General features: G+C 54.8%; 15 protein-coding genes and 1 pseudogene. All 16 read left to right on the forward strand.

Annotation, left to right across the window (positions count from 1 at the left end; translation table 11 throughout):
• The 16 genes and pseudogenes from IV433_RS06110 to IV433_RS06185 all read left to right on the forward strand — a co-directional run bounded on the left by IV433_RS06110 (position 1) and on the right by IV433_RS06185 (position 19338).
• Positions 1-1161, forward strand: coding sequence for a type VI secretion protein (locus IV433_RS06110; RefSeq protein WP_195813459.1), 1161 nt, complete (start codon positions 1-3; stop codon positions 1159-1161).
• The gene (locus IV433_RS06115; protein WP_195813460.1) at positions 1145-4558 is read left to right on the forward strand and encodes an ImcF-related family protein; all 3414 of its coding nucleotides are present in this window, start codon (positions 1145-1147) and stop codon (positions 4556-4558) included. The genes IV433_RS06110 and IV433_RS06115 overlap by 17 nt, the downstream gene beginning before the upstream one ends.
• Positions 4558-6162, forward strand: a complete 1605-nt coding sequence (gene tssA / locus IV433_RS06120; protein ID WP_195813461.1) for a type VI secretion system protein TssA — start codon at positions 4558-4560, stop codon at positions 6160-6162. The genes IV433_RS06115 and tssA overlap by 1 nt, the downstream gene beginning before the upstream one ends.
• Positions 6163-6188: 26 nt before the next feature.
• Complete coding sequence (locus IV433_RS06125) at positions 6189-8696, forward strand: type VI secretion system Vgr family protein (protein ID WP_195813462.1); 2508 nt, start codon at positions 6189-6191, stop codon at positions 8694-8696.
• A gap of 29 nt (positions 8697-8725) precedes the next feature.
• Positions 8726-10309, forward strand: a complete 1584-nt coding sequence (locus IV433_RS06130; RefSeq protein WP_195813463.1) for a T6SS phospholipase effector Tle1-like catalytic domain-containing protein — start codon at positions 8726-8728, stop codon at positions 10307-10309.
• On the forward strand, positions 10306-10968 hold the full coding sequence (locus tag IV433_RS06135; RefSeq protein ID WP_195813464.1) for a DUF2931 family protein: 663 nt from the start codon (positions 10306-10308) through the stop codon (positions 10966-10968). The genes IV433_RS06130 and IV433_RS06135 overlap by 4 nt, the downstream gene beginning before the upstream one ends.
• A 144-nt stretch (positions 10969-11112) precedes the next feature.
• Positions 11113-11356, forward strand: a pseudogene (locus tag IV433_RS06140) (DUF6396 domain-containing protein); the annotation flags it as partial.
• 100 nt (positions 11357-11456) lie between these two features.
• Complete coding sequence (locus tag IV433_RS06145; protein ID WP_229893232.1) at positions 11457-12143, forward strand: hypothetical protein; 687 nt, start codon at positions 11457-11459, stop codon at positions 12141-12143.
• Between the two features lie 120 nt (positions 12144-12263).
• Positions 12264-14027 (forward strand): type VI secretion system baseplate subunit TssF, encoded by a 1764-nt coding sequence (tssF, locus tag IV433_RS06150; protein WP_195813465.1) that lies wholly within the window; start codon positions 12264-12266, stop codon positions 14025-14027.
• Positions 13991-15088, forward strand: coding sequence for a type VI secretion system baseplate subunit TssG (gene tssG / locus IV433_RS06155; RefSeq protein ID WP_195813466.1), 1098 nt, complete (start codon positions 13991-13993; stop codon positions 15086-15088). The genes tssF and tssG overlap by 37 nt, the downstream gene beginning before the upstream one ends.
• Positions 15069-15605, forward strand: a complete 537-nt coding sequence (gene tssJ / locus IV433_RS06160; protein ID WP_229893265.1) for a type VI secretion system lipoprotein TssJ — start codon at positions 15069-15071, stop codon at positions 15603-15605. Before tssG ends, tssJ begins: the two co-directional genes overlap by 20 nt.
• Position 15606: 1 nt before the next feature.
• Positions 15607-16032 carry a type VI secretion system baseplate subunit TssE gene (gene tssE, locus IV433_RS06165; protein ID WP_195813468.1) on the forward strand — a complete coding sequence of 142 codons (426 nt, stop codon included), beginning with the start codon at positions 15607-15609 and terminating at the stop codon, positions 16030-16032.
• A gap of 73 nt (positions 16033-16105) precedes the next feature.
• Complete coding sequence (locus IV433_RS06170) at positions 16106-16555, forward strand: hypothetical protein (RefSeq protein WP_326838644.1); 450 nt, start codon at positions 16106-16108, stop codon at positions 16553-16555.
• Positions 16556-16669: 114 nt separating this feature from the next.
• Complete coding sequence (locus IV433_RS06175; RefSeq protein ID WP_195813470.1) at positions 16670-18040, forward strand: VasL domain-containing protein; 1371 nt, start codon at positions 16670-16672, stop codon at positions 18038-18040.
• Positions 18041-18082: 42 nt separating this feature from the next.
• Positions 18083-18520 carry an STM0539 family protein gene (locus IV433_RS06180; RefSeq protein WP_195813471.1) on the forward strand — a complete coding sequence of 146 codons (438 nt, stop codon included), beginning with the start codon at positions 18083-18085 and terminating at the stop codon, positions 18518-18520.
• Positions 18517-19338 (forward strand): DUF2145 domain-containing protein, encoded by an 822-nt coding sequence (locus IV433_RS06185; protein ID WP_195813472.1) that lies wholly within the window; start codon positions 18517-18519, stop codon positions 19336-19338. Before IV433_RS06180 ends, IV433_RS06185 begins: the two co-directional genes overlap by 4 nt.
• Positions 19339-19493: the final 155 nt, after the last annotated feature.

Raw genomic sequence — 19493 nt, forward strand, 5'->3', positions numbered from 1 at the left:
ATGGGCTGGGAACGTCAAAAACCCTTTACGCCTGAGCAACCCGCTCCCCCTTCTTCCGGAAGCTGGTTGCTCAGTGGCGTACTGGCAGTCATCGCTGGTGTGTTGTTCTTCGTTTTACACGCTTCCGGAACGCTGAGTGTCCTCAATGCAGTGAACATCTGGTTATTTTCGCTGATCCCCGTGGTCCTCTGGATACTGATTTTCTGCATGCGCGGCTATCTCTACGGACGTGAACTGGAACGCTTTCAGTTTTTTACGCAGGAAGCTGAACATGCTCAGCAGCAGTGGACTGCATGGGCAGAGCGCTATATCGCGATATCGGCAAGTTGCCTGTTATTGCCAGACCATATTTCAGCCGCGCTGTTGCAGCAAAATGCCACCGGCCTCGAGCAGTTCCCGCGACTCGTTCGCCGCATTGATTATCTCGAAGACAAATCTCCCCTGTCCGTTCTGTTGACGAGTGTGCAGGAGGCAATATCGGGGCTGCCCATTGAATTACCTCTTCAGGTCACTTTACTCAGCGATGAACCGGAAAGAACCCGGCAAGATTTACTGGCCCGGTTTAATAAAACCTGGCAGGAAGTGTTCCCGGGGCAACCGGGGCCAGCTTCACTCAATCTTACTGACCAGCTTTCCTTTAGTACTCTCGATGAACGCCTCAGACAGCCGGAGTCTTTTGTTCATCTGGTTCTGGTCATGCAGTTACATGGCGACAAGGCTTATTCCGATGGACTGGGCGCACTGATGTTTACCAGCGATGACGTGGCGAGTAAGTATTCATTACCACATTCTGTCCGGCTGCTGCGTCCTATGCCTCTCGATATGGATCATTTTGATGAAGATCTGACACTGTTTCTGACGACGCAAACGCATGCGATTCGTACTGCCGGTGTTCTTGCTGACCATCAAAAATGGAAAGAATCCACAGCCAGGCTGCTTGGTACCGGTAATGCACTGGGCACGAAGTGGCAGGCAGAAGACATGACAACTGTCGAAACATATTGCGGTATTCAGGGGCCTTATTCCCCCTGGCTCACCCTTGCGCTGGGGGCTGATTTTGTCCGCATCGGGCAACAATCATGGTTAGCGTTATCCACAACAGGAGCAGAAAATTTTGTCTATACCATCACATCAGGGAGTGGGGATGAGCGCGTTAAGTAGGATCTGGCGTGTTGGCGGGCTGACGGTTCTGCTACTGGCGATACTCAGCCTTATTGGCTGGGCGATCTGGCGTCACGGCGAAATGATCGGGCTCGATACAACCAGCAAAAAGGTCGTCGCCTTCCTGCTGGTCTGTGTGCTGGGTGCCGCTTTGCGCTTTGGCCCTTCACTGGCGCGTCTGGCCCGTCAGGTCATGCACCGCAAAGAAGAGAAAAAACAAAATATTCTGCCGGACAGTGAAAACCGCCTCGCACAAACGCCGCCGCGTCACATCACGGTTGCTGAAATCCGCCAGGCCTTGCGCCAGACCTATGGCCGCTTCTGGTTCCGTAAAGTCCGCATTTTGCTGCTCACCGGCAGCGCGGCGGATGTGGAGCAGCTTGCGCCCGGCCTGACCGGACAAAACTGGCAGGAAGATGCGGGCACCGTTTTACTCTGGGGTGGCGATTTAGGCGCACAGGCGGATGCCGCATGGCTGGGCGCGCTGCGTAAACTGCGCCGCCGCCCGCTGGATGGCGTGGTCTGGGTGACGTCTGCCCTCGCGAAAACCGCGTTACCCGGCCAGAAAGATGCGCGGCCAGCGCTTTCCACCGACATGATGGACAGCGTCGCGCAGGCGTTTACCGCGCGTTACACCCTCCTGGGCTGGCGGCTGCCGCTGTATGTCTGGTCGCTGCACATCGCCGAAGGTGTAAAAGCTGACCGCATTACCCAGTCTGTCGGCTGTTTGCTGCCGGCGGGTTGCCGCGCGGATGAGCTTAGTGAACAGCTCAGCGGTCTGGTGCCGGTGCTGATAGAGCAAGGCACACAGCAGGTGAGTGCTGACACCGGGCATCAGTTTTTACTGCAACTGGCTGACCAGCTGGCACGTACACCGGAGTCGGTCGCCGGGCCGCTGGGCACGCTGCTGAATCCTTACCGCCCTTCCCCGCTGGCGGGCGTGATGTTCAGCCCGGCCTCGGTGGAGGCCAAACGCACCGTGAAACATCACTGGGGCAAAGATAACCGCTGGGATGTTTTGCTGGGTTCTCTGACCGCACTGCCTGCCGGGCTTGCGGCGAAGAAGCTCGGTTTTGCCTGGCGCAGATTGTTCGCCCTGATTACGACCGGTGCGATGATGTTGTGGGGCGCGGGTTCGGTGATGGCCTTTCTGGTTAACCGCGACGCCGTTAAGGATGCACAGTCACAGGTTGAGCTCGCGGCAAACGACAAACAGCCTTTACCGGCGCGCCTGCAGGCGCAGCTGGCGTTACAGCACACGCTGGATAAATTGCAATATCGCCAAATTGATGGCGCACCGTGGTACACCCGTTTTGGCCTGAGCCAGAACGACCCGCTGCTCGCTGCCCTCTGGCCGCATTACGGTGCCAGCGCACTGCCGCTGCTGCGTGACGCCGCGTCTCAGCACCTTGAGTCTCAGCTCGAAGCGCTGGTGCAGCTTGCGCCTGATGACCCGAACCGCGACAAGCTCATCAGACCCGCTTACGACCAGATGAAAATGTACCTGATGCTGGCGCGCCCGGAGAAGATGGACTTCACCTGGTTCAGTCATACGTTACTGACCGACTGGCCGCAGCACGCTGGCGTGCCGGACGGCGTCTGGCAAGGTGATGGCCCTGCATTGTTAGCCTTTTATGCCCGCAATCTCGCTGCGCACCCTCAGTGGCGTCTGACCACGGATGACCGCCTGGTCAGCCAGGTGCGCACCCTGCTGGTCCGCCAGATGGGCGCGCGCAACAGCGAGTCTTCGCTTTACCAGAAAATGCTGCGACAGGTGGCCAATCAGTACGCAGACCTTCGTCTGGCGGACATGACCGGCGATACCGACGCGAGCCGCATCTTTACCACAGATGCCGTGGTGCCGGGCATGTTCACCCGCAAAGCCTGGGAAGAATCGGTTAAACCGGCCATTGAAAAAGTCGTCAGCGGACGCCGTGAAGAGATGGACTGGGTGCTCAGCGACATCAAAACCACCGCCGGGCAGCAGGACTCCCCGGAGGCGCTGCAGGCCCGCCTGAAAGAACGTTACTTTGCGGACTTCTCCGGTAGCTGGCTGGAGTTCCTCAACAGCCTGCGCTGGCAGCAGGCGCAGACGCTATCCGATGCCATCGACCAGCTCACGCTGATGGCCGACGTGCGTCAGTCGCCGCTCGTGGCGCTGATGAATACCCTGAGCATTCAGGGCAAAACCGGGCAGACTGGCGAAGCGCTGTCTGACTCGCTGGTGAAATCCGCCAAAAATCTGTTAAACCGCGATGAACAACCGGCCATCGACCAGCAGGCAGGCGCTAAAGGGCCGCTGGACGCGACCTTCGGCCCGGTACTGGCTCTGATGGATAACAAAGGCGGCGGGCAGACCAGCCTCAGCCTGCAGACCTTCCTGACCCGTGTCACGCAGGTTCGCCTCAAGCTGCAGCAGGTGGTGAACGCCGCCGATCCGCAGGCCATGACCCAGACGCTGGCACAAACCGTGTTTCAGGGGAAAGCGGTGGACCTGACTGAAACCCGTGATTACGGCAGTCTGGTGGCCGCCAGCCTCGGGCAGGAATGGAGCGGGTTCGGGCAGACGGTGTTTGTCCAACCGATGGAACAGGCGTGGCAGCAGGTGTTAACGCCGGCCGCCGAAAGCCTGAACGCCCAGTGGCAGGCCGCGATTGTCGATGACTGGAACAGCACCTTCGGCGGACGCTATCCGCTCAAAGACACCAGCAGCGAAGTCTCCCTGCCGCTGATGGCGCGTTACCTCAACAGCGACAGCGGCCGAATCGCCCGCTTCCTGCAAACCCGCCTGAACGGCGTGCTGCATAAAGAAGGCAGCCACTGGGTGCCGGACAGCATCAATGCGCAGGGGCTGACCTTCAGCCCGGCATTCCTCAAGGCCGTGGACCAGCTGAGCATGCTCTCTGACGTGGTGTTTGCCAACGGTGAGGCGGGTATCAGCTTCGAACTGCGTCCGGGAACCGCCAAAGACGTGATGCAGACCGACCTGATTGTCGACAGTCAGAAACTCAGCTATTACAACCAGCTGCCTGCCTGGAAGCGTTTCACCTGGCCGCACGACACCGAAGCGCCGGGAGCCAGCCTGAGCTGGATAAGCACGCAGGCCGGTACGCGCCAGTATGCCGATATGCCGGGTGCGTGGGGGCTAATCCGCCTGCTTGATAAAGCCACCGTAACGCCGTATCCGGGCGTTAACAGCAGCTTCAATATCACCTGGAAAGCGCCCGACGGCAGGCCGCTCAATTACACCCTGCGCACCGAAGCCGGAGAAGGCCCGCTGGCCTTGCTGAAGCTGCGCAACTTCACGCTGCCCGCACAAATTTTTCAGGTAAAGGCGGTAACGCTCGCACCGGCTGAAAAACCTTTCGACCCCGACGCCCTTGCTGAGGAACAGTAATGTCCACATTAATCACCTTACAAAGCGCCTGTTCTGCAAACCCGGAGTCACTGCCCGAGCAGGCAGAACAGCAGACCGCCCTTTGGGAGAACTGGCTTAGGCCGGTCACCTCAGAAATGCCGGCCGGCGAAGACCCCGGCTACAATGATGACTTCCAGCAGATGCGCGAAGAGGTCAATAAGCTCTCCGGCGCGGATACCACACTGACCTGTGAGCTGGCCGAAAAACTGCTTACAGCACACTGCAAAGATGTGCGCGTTGCCACTTATTACATCTGGGCCCGGCTTCACCGCGACGGCGAAGCCGGGCTGGCGGACGCACTTTCCCTGCTGGCCGGGCTGATTACCCGTTTTGGTGAATCCCTGCATCCGCAGCGTGCAAACAGCCGGAGAACGGCACTGGAATGGCTTGCGGGTTCACGCGTTCTGGACAGTCTGTCACTGTTCCCGGAGGTTAACCGCGTTGATTTTGCCCGCATCGTCGGTGCACTGGCGCTCATCGAACAGGGGTTAAGCACCTGGGAAACCGCCTCCAGACCACAGTTGGGTGCACTCTACACGGCGCTGGAAAACCGCCTCGCGCAGTCCGGCGGCTTTGACGCCGTTGTCCCGCAAAACAGCGCGGCCTCAGGCAGTCCGGCAGGCAACACGTCAGCGGATTCTCCGGCGCTAAAACCGGTCGCCTCCGGACGCGATTTGCTCGATCAGGGCAAGCTGCTGGCAAAATTCCTGCGCGACCAGCCGGACGGCTGGCTCTCCGGCAATCATCTGATGAAAAGCATCCGGCTGGATACACTGCATGAACTGCCGCCGCTGGCTGCCGACGGACGTACCCGCCTGATGCCGCCGAAACCCGAACACCGCGCCCTGCTCAAACGTCTGTACCTGCAACAAAGCTGGCTGGAACTGCTCGAACAAACCGACAGCCTGTTTGCGCAAGGTGTCAACCATCTGTGGCTGGATCTGCAGTGGTATGTCCATCAGGCGCTGACCAGAGCGGGCGCACCGTATGAAAGCTGGGCGGGCATTATTGAGCAGGATCTGAGTGGTTTACTGACCCGACTACCGGGCCTTGAAGGGCTGGCGTTCAGTGACGGCACGCCGTTTGCCGATGAAGTGACGATGAACTGGATCACCCAGCAGGTCACGATGTCATCTGAGTGGAGCAACGACTCCGCCGCCTCTGCCAGCACGGCCGGTTCCGGCGATGACGACATCCTGCAGCTTGAACCGGAAGCACTGGCGCAGGCAGACAGCGACGGTGTCGAAGCCGCGCTCGGTTGGCTGCAAAACCGCCCCGGCACCCGCACGCCACGCCACCAGTGGCTGATCCGCCTGCTGATGGCACGCGTCGCCGAACAGTACGGCAAGAACGACATGGCGCTGCATCTTCTCGGTGAACTGGATGGCAACGGAGCCCGGCTAACACTCACGCAGTGGGAACCGGACCTGCTGTTCGAAGTCAAAGCCCGTCGCCTGAAACTGCTGCGCATCAAAGCCAGCCGCGCGGACGCCGATAAACCCCGCCTTCAGGGTGAAATGGAAAGTTTACTGGCCGGATTAATCAGCCTCGACCCGGCGCGCGCTGCGGTGTTGTGTGGATAAGTAAAACATAAGGATTTGGCCGAAAGATGGATATTCTTAAAAGTACTGTTTCTGCGTTGAGCGCAACCACCCTGAACCGTTACCGCCTTGATATTCCTCCCTGTACGTCACCGCTCGACGTGGAAAGCTTGCGCGGGGATGAGGGCATAAGCCGGACGTATCGCTACTCCATCACCTTCACCAGCACCGACCACGACATCGGCGCCGCTCAGCTGTTGCGTAAACCGGTCACGCTGACGATGGGCACCGGACTGCTGCAAAACCTGACTGCCCAAAAAGTTGTCCACGGCGTTATCACGGATTTCCAGCGGATTTCAGGCTCTGCCGACGAGGCGAAATATCGGTTAACGCTGGAGCCTTCCCTAGCCCTGCTGGGCAAACAGTTCCGCACGCACCGTTTCTTCGTCAATAAATCCGTGCAGGATGTCGTCGCGCAGATCCTGGAAGAACATGGCTTTAAGGGCTGGGAATATGAGTTCGCACTGAAACAGACTTACCCAAAACGCGAACAGATAAACCAGTATCAGGAGAGTGACCTGGCCTTTATCGAACGCCTGCTTTCGGAAGTGGGGATTTTCTATTTCTTCAGCCTGCAGCCGGACACGCAAACTGAAGTCGTGCACTTTGCCGATAAGCAAAGTGCCTATGAATTCGGGAAAACGCTGCCGCTCAGCAGCCCGTCAGGCATGAGCGACAGCAGCGCGGAGTCGGTCTGGGGGCTGAGCGTTCAGCACCACGTCGTTGAGGCCAGCGTCACCGCCAAAGACTATAACTTCCGCGAAGCGCAGAAGGTCAATCAGTCCGCCAAGGCCGACATGACGCGCGGCGACGGTGAAGGGATAAATTATGGCGACGTCTATCACTACAAGCCCCGCCATCCGGAGTCCGGCGCAAAAACTGACCCGGCGGCGGAAACCGGCAACTTCATGGCGCGTCTCGACCATGAACGTTTTCTGGCTGCACAAACGCTGATTACCGGCAACAGCACCGGCGCCACGCTGCACCCGGCGCAGGTGCTCACCGTGGCCGACAACAGCATTCCGTCCATGCTGCCCGAACAGTTATCACTGCCGATGGTGATTTTGCGCACCGGATTCACCGCCAGCCGCAAAGAAGCGCTAAAGGTCACCTTCGCCGCCGTGCCCTTCAGCGAAACGCTGTGCTGGCGCCCCGCGCTCATGCCGCGTCCGAAAGTCAGCGGCACGATGATGGCGCGCGTCACCAGCGCAAAACCGAACGACATCTACGCCTGGCAGGACAACGCCGGTTTGTATCGCGTGAAATTCGATGCCGACCAGGACGATAAAACGCAGGGTCAGGAAAGCATGCCGGTGCGCCTCGCCAAACCTTACGGCGGCGACGAATACGGCATTCACTTCCCGCTCATTCAGGGCACAGAAGTCGCGATCGCCTTCCACGACGGCGATCCCGACCGGCCTTACATCGCCCACGCCCTGCACGACTCGCGTCACGTGGATCACGTCACTGAAAAGAACAGCACCCGAAACGTGATCCGCACACCGGCGAATAACAAACTGCGGATGGAAGACAAACGCGGCGAAGAGCACATCAAGCTCAGCACCGAATACGGCGGCAAAACGCAGCTGAATTTAGGGCACAACGTGGATGCTTCAAGAACAATTCGCGGTGAAGGTGCTGAACTTCGCACCGATAAATGGGTGACCATTCGCGGCGGAGCGGGTGTGTTTATTACTGCGGATACGCAGTCATCTGCCAGCGGAATGATGCTGGGGATGAAGGACGCGATTACTCAACTGGAGAGTGCGCTGAGTATTGCAAAAAGCTTATCTGCAGCGGCCGAAAGTGCTCTGGCGTTACCATCCGATACGCAAAGTCAGCAGGCATTGACCGCGGCCCTCAAAGAACTGATCCAACCGGGAATGGTTCTGAATGCACCTCAAGGCATCGGTATCAGCAGCCCACAGGCCGTTCGCCTGGCATCGGGCAGTGCCAGCGTAGGTATCATGTCGCAGCAAAACACTGACATCAGCGCAATGAAGCGTTTTACCGTTGCCGCCGGTGACGCCATCAGCATGCTGGCGCGTAAGACGGGCATGAAGTTGTTTGCAGCAAAAGGGAAAGTAGAAATTCAGGCACAGGACAACAACATCGAAGCGCTTGCTAAAAAAGATATAACGGTTACGAGCGTTGAAGGCCGTGTCGAAATCACAGCAGCAACAGAGCTGGTGGTGAATTGCGGCGGCGGCTACATCAAACTCAGCGGCGGGAATATCGAGATTGCCGATCCGCAAAACATCTTATTTAAGTCGGCCAACTGGCAAAAGATGGGGCCGGCGAGTCTGAATACTCCTCCGGTGACGTTCCCGAAAGGCTACGGTGCAGTTTATGCGTTGCAGGATGAGGAAGGAAAACCTATCCCACTCACTGAATACCGCATAACAACCGCAGAAGGAACAATATATGCAGGCGTTTCTGATAAAAACGGGAAGACAGCCCCAGTCTATACCGCGGCTCCGGGCAGGATGAATATAGAAATCCTGGGCACTAAATAGGACGATATTAAATTCAAGGAACTTGCAGAATGGCACAACGTAATACATGGGAAGTCAGTGATGGTCAGCATACCTCTGACGTAAACGTTTCAGAAAAAATCGTGATTTGTAAGCGTAAAGAAGTGCCCGGCATCACGCTCACCATCGGCATGTTTTTTGATGGCACTGGCAATAATGTTTTCAATATAGATAAGCGCCTCCTCGAGACCTGCACCCATCTGGATGTGGGAATGAACACTGAAGATGCAGCATCCTGTGTCAAAAAACTGGATAAAAACGGCAACAGTGCGGGGAGTTATCTTGGGTATTATTCGAATATTCATTGGTTGAATACCCTTTATTCTCAGGATAATAAAATAACTGAGGGTAAAGAACTATATCAGCGCGCCATATATATTCAGGGAATAGGTACATCAAGAGACAAAGATGACAGCCTTATAGGTATGGGGCTGGGGGTATTGTTTGAAGGCGTTATTGATAAGACGAATGAGGGCATTACACAAATCGCTGAGCAGGTTGCACTATTGTTCAAAGAAAGCAGAGGTATTACATGCGCTATAGAAAAAATTCAGTTTGATATCTTCGGTTTTAGCCGCGGTGCTGCTGCTGCCCGTCACTTCGCAAACCGTGTCAGAAACGGCGATCAGGCCATTCAGGAAGCAATAACGAAAGGGCTTGATGGCCGAAATCAGCATGGGAAACCCGCAGGAGAAGTACGTTTCCTCGGGCTATTTGATACGGTCTGTGCAGTTGGCGGTGTAAAAAATTTGCTGGACATCCACGGTGGAGTAAACCCCGGTATTGAGCTGGCACTGCCGAAGGATATTGCGCAAAACGTGTTTCAGATTACGGCAATGAACGAATGCCGTTATAACTTTAGCCTTAACAGTATTAAAGAGTCCTGGCCTGAGCTCCCCCTCCCCGGCGTGCATTCCGATATTGGCGGTGGCTATAATCCGCAAGAAAAAGAATATCTGTTTCTCACCAAACCTGAATTTGCAACCGTCAGTGAAAATATTCCTGCTGAGATGACAGATATTTACCGCCATTGCGAAGCTGAAATTCCGGCTTTACAGAAATTACCAAATCTGAGTTCTGTTATGCCTTCGGGAGTGGTAAAGGTCGGAACATGGTTTGACTACCTGGTTAATCCGAATAAGAAACGCGCCGGCATTACTGAAAAGCGTGTTGGTGCAGCATTGACTCTGGAACGGGTGGTCACGAATGACTGGTCAAAAATCACCTTACGGGTAATGTTTGATACTGCGCAGGACGCTGGATGTGAGTTTGATCGTATTCGTAATACGAATACAGATTTGAAATTGCCACCAGAATTGGAACCTCTTTGCCAAAAAGCCATTACCCAGGCAAAAAAGGTTGTAGTCGGAGGAACGCCCGCTCCTTTTTCCGCGGATGAAATGAAACTGATTGGTAAATATCTGCATTGTTCAGCCAGCTGGAATGCGGTGGCATTTAAAGATGTCTGGCTCGACGGAAACAAAGTAAAAGTCATATATGGCGCAGCAAAAACCGCTGAGCTGTTTGGCTTTGTCAATCGCCCCAATCCGGGGTGGGCTCGTGCCGTATGGAATATGCAGGGAGAAGAAGCATGAAAATAATAACAGGTCTGTTATCGCTGTCGCTGCTGGCAGGCTGCAGCAGCCATGCGCAGACGCAGACGCAGACGCAGACGCAGAAAGGGAATTTTAAAGCCCCCTGGGATGAATGGTATTTCACATTTTCAACCCCCAAGGCCCTGCCTGCCCAGGTCACCCTGGTGAAACTGCTGGATACTGATGGCTATGGCTATGTTTTCCAGACCATCGATCAGCCGCAAGGTGATAGCGTGGGCAAATGGGACTCACATAATGGCCTGGGTTCTTCACCGTTCAACAAAGCTAAAGCCCCCCCTCAAATGATTAAATTTTGCTGGGATTCAATTATCGATAAAAAGGTTTATGAAACCACCTTATTCTTCTTACCGGACACGCAAAATAAAATGACCAGTTCAGAGCCAGACTGGTATAACGCGAAAGAAACTTATTATTTTCGTTATTTGGTGATTGGTCTGGCACCAGAAGGAAAAGTTCGGGTGTGGCTGAAGAATAATGGTAATCCTGACTTATTACAGAGCAGTACAAAAATAACCACCGTTTCAGGTAAAGATCTGGATATGTGTAAAGGAGTGACTAAAAGTGATTTTACCTATGATTACGATGACGATATCAAAGCCTTCATAAAAGACAAAAAGTATCCCTACGGAAGCTGGTGAGTCATTATCGGATTAATACAGACTATGCAGGGAGAAGAAGCATGAAAATAATAACAGGTCTGTTATCGCTGTTGCTGCTGGCAGGTTGTAGCGGTCATGCGCGGACCCAGACACTTACCCTGAGTCGTTTTTCCTACGATCACCCCTAAAGTGCCTGAAATCAACGATATCGTCCCGCTGCCACCCGCCCCGCTGCCCGCCTGGAACGGTAAGCTGAAATGGGTCGAAGCCCATGAAGCCAACGTGCCGCCCCCGAAACCTAGCGAAGCCCTGATTGAACAGCTGGCGAAAGACAAACAACTCAACCCGGAAACAGGCAGGCCGCTAATCAGCCTCCGTACGTCTGCTGTGTAAAACCGGTGAGCCCTGCCCGAAAAGCGGCTACTGATGGCATCTCAAATTAACGATGTCATACAAAAACTCAAACCTGCAATATCGAAATTATCAGGCAAACATAATAACGACGTTTATAAAAATCAAAGGAATTTATGTGTAATTTATTAACAGATTTACAAGATGGAATTAACAAATTAAAAAATGGTATAAACATACCAAAGGAAATAGAACTTCTTTACAAGTGGATTGAAAATAACGGTCTTATCGAGTCTCATGACGGACTTATTCAAACACCTAAAGGAATGGTGGGGGATCCTACCGTTTATCTGTATGGTCGAATAAGTGCTGACTATGAGTTTTCCCCAGACGTCACTTTCACTACTTCAAGCCAGAAAGGGCTAAATTATTGGTTTGATCTTCCGGAAATCACGGATGAAATATCATCAAGGCTGGTGCCATTCGCGGAAAGTGGATTTGATGGTTCTCGCCTTGCTTTTTGGCTTGATGATAACAATGAGCTTAGATTTGTTCACATGGGGTCGGGTTCTGCTTCGACGCTATGTTGTATCATTGCTAATGATGCAAAGGAGTTCTTATCTTTGCTTTCTATAGGATATGGTCAGTTAGGTGATGTCTGTGATTTTTCATTATCGCCTGAAGAAATAGCAGATGGAGAGGAGATAAAAATAAATTACTCATTTGTTGACTGGTTAGAGAAAACCTTCAGCATAAAAAGACCTTCTAATGCCGCCAATATAATCAAGGAAACGCCAGATATTGGTGATGAAGATACTATTGACGAATTTTGCTTATGGTGTAACAAGCAATTCAGGCAATAAACGAATAGCGGAATAAATTATAGGCTAGCTGTCATTGCTGATGACTATATCTATACACCCGCTCAGACTTGGGCATTTATTTATCTGCCGTAACAGAAATCAATTTATTCTGGAAAGATAATGAAAGACTTAACCTTGCGTTATTACGACACCGAATTGCGCTATCTGCGCGATGCGGGAAAAGAGTTTGCACAAACTCACCCTGACCGGGCGGCGATGCTTGACCTCGATAAACCCGGTACGCCCGACCCTTACGTGGAGCGCATGTTCGAAGGCTTTGCCTTCTCAATGGGGCGCCTGCGCGAAAAGATTGATGATGACCTGCCGGAGTTCACCGAAGGGCTGGTGAGCATGCTGTGGCCGCATTATCTGCGCACTATCCCCTCGCTTTCGATTGTGGCGCTCACGCCGGACGTGCCGTCAATGAAGATTGCCGAAGTGGTGCCTGCGGGGATGGAAGTGTTTTCCCGCCCCGTCGGGCCGAAAAATACCATCTGCCAGTACCGTACCACGCGCGAGTTGATGCTTAACCCGCTCGCCGTCTCCAAAGTGGTGATGGCCACCGAGCCGGACGGGCGCTCGGTGCTGCGTCTGCGTCTGGCGTGCAGTCCCCAGGCCGACTGGTCGCAGGTGGATTTAACGCAACTGAGCTTTTATCTGGCGGGCGACGCGCCGGTCAGCAGCGCGCTGCATCTGGCGCTGACCCGGCGTCAGGCGGCGCTGTATCTGCGTCTGCCCAATCAGGCCGACCGCATCCGGCTCGACGGCTGGTTCTCCCCCGGCGGATTTGCCGACGAAGATCTGCTGTGGCCAAAAGGCGAAAGCGCGTTCAGCGGCTACCAGCTTTTGCTGGAATATTTCACCTTCCGCGAGAAGTTTATGTTCGTCAATCTCAACGGACTGGGCGATATCACGCTGCCTGCGGGGATTGATTATTTCGACATTGAGGTCGTACTCAGCAGCCAGTGGCAGAGCGACCTGCCGGTGACCGACGATGTGATGCATCTTCACTGTGTACCGGTGATTAACCTGTTTTCCCTGGAAGCCGACCCGCTGATTATCAACGGGCTGGAAAGCGAATACATGCTGCGCCCGCGTCGTCTGCAGGACGGGCATACTGAGATTTACTCGGTGGACTCGGTCACCGGGTCGAGCCGCACCTCGGAGGCCAGCTATGTGCCATTCACCAGCTTCCGCCATCAGGGCGGAATGCAGCGCCGTCATGCGCCTGAGCGCTATTATCACACCCGCGTCAAACGCGGTGTGACCGGGATGCATGACACCTGGCTTATCCTCGGCGGCGTGCAGTGGGAATCGGACCGCGATTTTGCGCGCGAAGCCGTCTCGCTGAAAATCACCGGCACCAACGGCCAGTTACCGCGCAAAGCCCTGCAAAGCACCCTGCTCGACCACTGCGAAGCGGTGCTGCAAACCCCGCTGAAAGTGCGCAATCTGTGTAAGCCGACGCTGCCCGCCTATCCGCCTGCGGAAGATCGTTTTCAATGGCGGGTGCTGAGCCATCTCGGCTCAAGCTATCTCAACCTGATGTGCAGCGCCGAAGTGCTGCGCGGCACGCTGGAGCTGTACAACTGGCAGGGTGATGAGCTGAATAACCGCCGTCTCGACGCCATTCTTGAGGTGCAGCATCACCAGATCCAGCGCTTTGAAAAGGGCTTCCTGCTGCGCGGTATCGACATCGAAGTCACGATTGACGGCAACGGCTTTACCGGCGAAGGCGATATCCACCTGTTCGGGGAAATGCTCAACCGCTTCCTGGCGCTGTATGCCGACATCCACCTGTTTAATCAGCTCACCTTAATCGTTCAGCCCGAAGGCAAATGCATCCGATGGAAAGAGAACCACAATCAGCGACTGCCCGGCTAATTGAACAGATGCGCGAAAAACTGCCGTACACGCAGTTTTACCGCTTCTGTCAGTTGCTGGAACAAAGCCAGCCGGATGCACCCGCACTGGGCAGTCACTGGCAGGTGAAATATGACCCGGTGCGTTTTCGTCCGCATCCGGGGATGGGCTTTCCGGCCAGTGAATTTAAACGGGTGGAGTTCCCGGACGAGGCGCACCTGCCGCCCACGATCCGCACCACCTTTATGGGGTTATACGGTGTGGAATCGCCGCTGCCGACGGCCTATATCGACGACATCACTCAGCGCCGGGACGGGCACGAGGCCGTCAGTGATTTTCTGGATATCTTCAACCACCGGATGATCACCCAGTACTACCGCATCTGGCGCAAATACTCATATCCGGCCACCTTCGTGGCGGGCGGTACGGACAGGACCTCGAAATATTTGCTGAGCCTGTGCGGTCTGGGGATTGACGGATGCGCGAAAACGGTGGCAACGCCTGTCTCACGCTTTCTCGCACTGACCGGTATGATGCGCCTGCCGACCCGCACGAGTGAAGGCGTCGTGGCGCTGGTTACGCTGCTGGCCCCGGACACACAGGCCACGGTGATGGCGCACGACAAGTTGCGCATTCCGCTGCGCAACCGGCTGGCTATGAGTGCGCGTCAGCCCGTCAGTATGCGCAGCAGCCCGGTCATGGGCACCCACGCGGTGGACGTCAACAGCCAGATATTGCTGAACCTGAACACCCGCAATACGGATGAAGCCCGCGAGTGGCTGCCCGGCGGGCAACTGCACACCGATTTAATGGCGCTGCTGCACGTTTATCTCGGCTCGCGGCTGCACGTACGCATGCAGCTCTCGGTGCTGCGCAGCCTGTTGCCGGATGCCCGGCTTTCCTGCCAGCCAAAAGAAAGTGGCGTGCTGCTGGGGCGAACCGCGGTCATGCGTACACAACGCGCCGTCACGGCCACACCCGTTAACGATACCGTTATTACGATTAATCTGGGCCGCTATCAGCGCGTTCAGGAAAACCCACACCGGAGAGAGACCGATGAACATGGCGATTACCGCTGGTAACACCCGCTGCGCACTGCTGGCACTGGCAATAACTTTCACGCTGAGCGGCTGCGGGCTGACCCAAAAAGTGAGCGACGGCACTGTTGCGGTCACGAAATCTATTTTCTACAAGCAGGTAAAAACGCTGCACCTGGATATTCAGGCACGTGACGCGGTCAACAACAATGCCAAAGGTGCGCCGCTGGCGACAGTCGTGCGCATCTATCAGCTGAAAGACCGCAAGGTTTTTGACGGCACGGATTATCCGTCACTGTTTGCCGGAGACAGTCAGGCCATCAAAGCCGATCTGGTCGCGGAAAAAGACATCCGCGTCCGTCCGGGCGAGGCGATAACGGTGGATATGCCTATGGACGAAAAGGCGCAATTTGTCGCCGTGGCCGGGCTGTTTCTGGCCCCGGATATCACCAACAACACCTGGCGACTGGTGCTGAGCCGCGATGACCTTGACCCGGATAAAGCCCGCCAGATTGAGCTCAATAATCAGGGGATGACGCTGATCCCCCTGAAGGACAAGTGAGATGCCGCAGCCTTCCGTCTATGAAATGCTGCTCGGCAATTTTGCCGGCGGCATTGAGCTTCATCAGGTCAGCGAAGCCAATCAGGTCATTCTGTCCGTGCTCGACAACATGCAGCGGGTCCTTAACTGCCGCGCAGGAACGATTTCGCATCTGCCGGATTACGGCCTGCCGGACATGAGCAAAATCTTGCAGGGGATGCCCGGCACCGCGCACTCCCTGCTGACCGCGCTCTCCGCCACGCTGCTGAAATACGAGCCGCGGATCCAAAAGCTGAACGTGATTTTACTGCCACAGTCCACACCAGGGCATCTTGAATACGCCATCGACGCCGAGCTGAAAGAGCTTGGTCTGGTGCGGTTTGGGACTGAGTTTATGCCGGAAGGCCGGGTGCTGATGCGACATATGAAACAGCAGAATTATGTTTGATGGTCAGATTCAATCCTGAGTGTCACCTGCCATCGTCAATGACAGAGGAAGTATGTCAGCTAAAGAACGTTTTTTGAAAAAGCTACAAGACAAACAACCGGGCCGTACCGTGTTTGAAAATAAAGGTCAGGCTGATATCGCTGAGTTTCAGCAACAGATGAGTCAGCTTCAGGAGAACATGGAAACATGGCTGGCCGGTACCGGCATCCGGACGGAAAGCACCTCCGTTTCATTGGTTGAATTTCTGATAGGCGGAAAGGCATTCAACATTCCCGGCATCCACCTGCGTTATGAAAACAAGATGGTGAAATTCACGCCTGCCTTTTTATACGGTCAGGGCGTGACCGGCTGCGTAGAAGTCAGCCTCTGCGCTGAGGGCGCTCCTGTCCCTCTTTGCCGTTTATTCATGCGTTCCGCAGAGCACAATCACTGGACATGGCGTCCGGCGGGCTGGTCCACGCAGCCCGGCGAAACGTTCAGCGAAGAGATCTTTTTCAACATGATTGAAGGTTTATTGTCCTGACCTTTAATCCTGCCACCTGAATTCTTTAATGCACTGGCCTTCGGGAATACCTGAAGGCCTTGTGCTGATCCGCTATGTGAAAGAGCAGAATTACGTAAGTTAAGGAAAACAACCATGTCTATTGAACGCCAGCTGCGCACCGGGGGCGACCCGCGTGCGCTGGCTGATTATGCCGTTTTACGCGAAGAACTGAGTAAACTGACACACCCGGCGCGTCCGGATGTGAACTGGAAAAAAGTGGAACAGCTGTGTCTGAGCCTGTTCCAGCAAAACGGCATCGAGCTGCAAACTGCATCGTGGTACACGCAGGCACGGGCGCAACTCGTCGGATTGTCCGGGCTGAATGAAGGGCTGGCGATACTCGACGCGCTGATCTCCCGCCAGTGGCCGGGGCTATGGCCGCAGCCGGTTCATGCACGGATGGAAATTCTGACCGGGCTGAGCCAGCGCTTGCAGCAATCCCTTCGGGGAATGACGCTGGAATACCGCGACCTGCCGCAAATTTATGAGGCGGAAAAACTCATCAATGCGCTGTGTGATGTATTGCAACGTCTTGAACTAAAACACGCCAGCCAGCTTACCGTGCTGAGCACCTATATGCAGGGTGCCGCGATGCGCCTCGAAAACATGCACGCCACGACAGACTCTGCCGTTGTGCTGCCCGCTGCCGCCGAAAAAGTTGAAAGAACATGGGATACCCAGGCCAGAGAACCCTGGGTTTATGTTGCTCAGGCAGAACCCGAGCTTCCGCAGGTGGTGATTGCACCCGCTCCGGCAGCGAGGCGTCCGTTACAGTGGAAAGGATTTGTGGCGGGGATTGTGGTCACCGTACTGGTCGGCAGCGGCGTGGTGGCAGGCGTGAACGCGTTTTATCATCCGCCTGCCAGCGAGCGGCTGATAGCGTCACTGACTAACACGCCTAAACCTCTGAGCGCTACTGAGCTGCAAGCCCTGAAAAATCGCGAGGCAGAATCACTTCACCGCGAGGCGCCAGAGATCATTGCCACCACCCGCCAGCTAACCCGCCATCTGGCCGCACTTTCGCCGCGCTGGGCGCAGGACACCGGTTCGCAGCTGATACAGCAGACCCGGTTCCTCTGGCCTGACAATCCCGAGACGAAAAAGCTGACGCAGGAATGGAACGAGCAGCTGACCGCCAATGCTATGCCGCTGGAAAACCTCAACGGCTGGTATTCGGCCAACGCGCAGTTGCAGCAACTGGCAGATAAGCTTAACGGGCTGGATGAACAGCGCGGCAAATATATGACCGTCTCGCAGCTCAAATCGTCGGTTTTTGCCATTCAGCAGGCGCTGAACACAGCCACGTCGGTCGAAGAATCGCTGCGTAAATTAGCCGAAGCGAAGCAGCAAAAAAATGCCGTATCTCCTCAGCTGCTGATGCAACTGGATAATCAGTTCACGCAGTTGCTGAACCGGTATGCATTGCTGATGCCAGCCTCGATGCCCTCCCAACCACAGCCCTGATAAGCAGCGGCCAAAGCATATTTCAATTTGAGGTCCCTCCACATGAACAAATTTTTAAATATCGGCCTGATCACTTTACTCATGACGGGCAGTACCTGCGTCCATGCAGATGAACGCTCAGCCGTGTTACTGCTATCCGGAGGAGTGGCCAGCGCCGGGAGTTCTGTTGTGGTCAGCGGACTGATCCTCTCCCCGATTCTGTTACCCGCCGCATTGGTGATTAAAAGCGTGGAATACAGCAAAGGAGAGAAGACTGCCACCTTGCTGACTGAAACGCCTGAGAGGAAAACCGTAAAGTTAAAACTGTCTGATAAAATGGCAAAGGATGCCAAATTGAAAGCTGGGGATCGTCTTACCCTCGAACCCGCTCCTCAGGGCGAAGGGGCGGTGCTGAAGAAAGAGGGAAAAGCCGTTGCCCATATGCGCAACGCCAGTGACGAAGGATTATCTTCGAGCGCACAAATGGCTGAAAAACCGTGAAAACGCTCAGTTACTGCCTCTGCCTGATGTGTTGTTTAGCCCTGCCAACCTATGCTGCCAGCTCAGCTTGTGACTCAGATATTCAGCCTGATGTGATCAACGTTTCAAAAACCATGGCGAATGCGGTTGCCTTAAAAAATGCGCTAAATGTGCGTCCGGATGAAATTGTCATTCTGGTACGTCAGGGGCAGGATTTGGGGAGATACGATATTCAGTATTCTCACGCCGCCTGGGCCAGGAAAAACTCTGACGGTAACTGGCAGGTGATACACAATCTGAATATCTGTGAAACACCACGTTCGGCGCTTTATGTTCAGGGGTTGTATGAGTTTTTAAGTGATGACCTGACAGGGAAGCAGATTGCTATTTTGATCCCCGATCCGGAGCTACAGAATGGGGCAAAAATGTTGCTCAGCGATCCCCAGCAAGCTCAGCGACTTCACGACAGCCGTTACAGTCTGGTGGCTTATCCTTATTTCTGGCGCTATCAGAACTCGAACAGTTGGTTGCTGGAGTCCTTTGCACAGACCAGCCAACCCGACATATCAGATCGAATGCAGGCCCAGCGTTGGTTAAAACAAAAAGGTTATCAGCCCTCGGAGATCGCGGCAGGTTTGCCTGCACGCATTTTTGCTTCATTGTCCTCGCAGAATATTTTTATCGATGACAGGCCAGAGGCGCTGATTAAGGCAGGGAAAATTAGCTTTAGCAGTGGCGACAGCGTTATCGGTTTCCTGCAACAGTTTAGCCAGCCGCGCCCAGATTGTTACCACGGAAAATGGCAGAAAAACGTATGCATCTTTACCTTGCCGGAGTGAAATAAACTAAATTGAGGAACAAAATTCAGATGTGACGGATTACCTCTCTAGCACCCTTTGTGACAGAAAGGCATGCCGGAGAGGTATCGGAACATACTGTTACCCTGCGGTTTTTCTTCACCAGGTTGTGATACATAAATGTAAACAAATACTAC

This window comes from Rahnella laticis (assembly GCF_015644585.1).
Lineage (GTDB): Bacteria > Pseudomonadota > Gammaproteobacteria > Enterobacterales > Enterobacteriaceae > Rahnella > Rahnella laticis.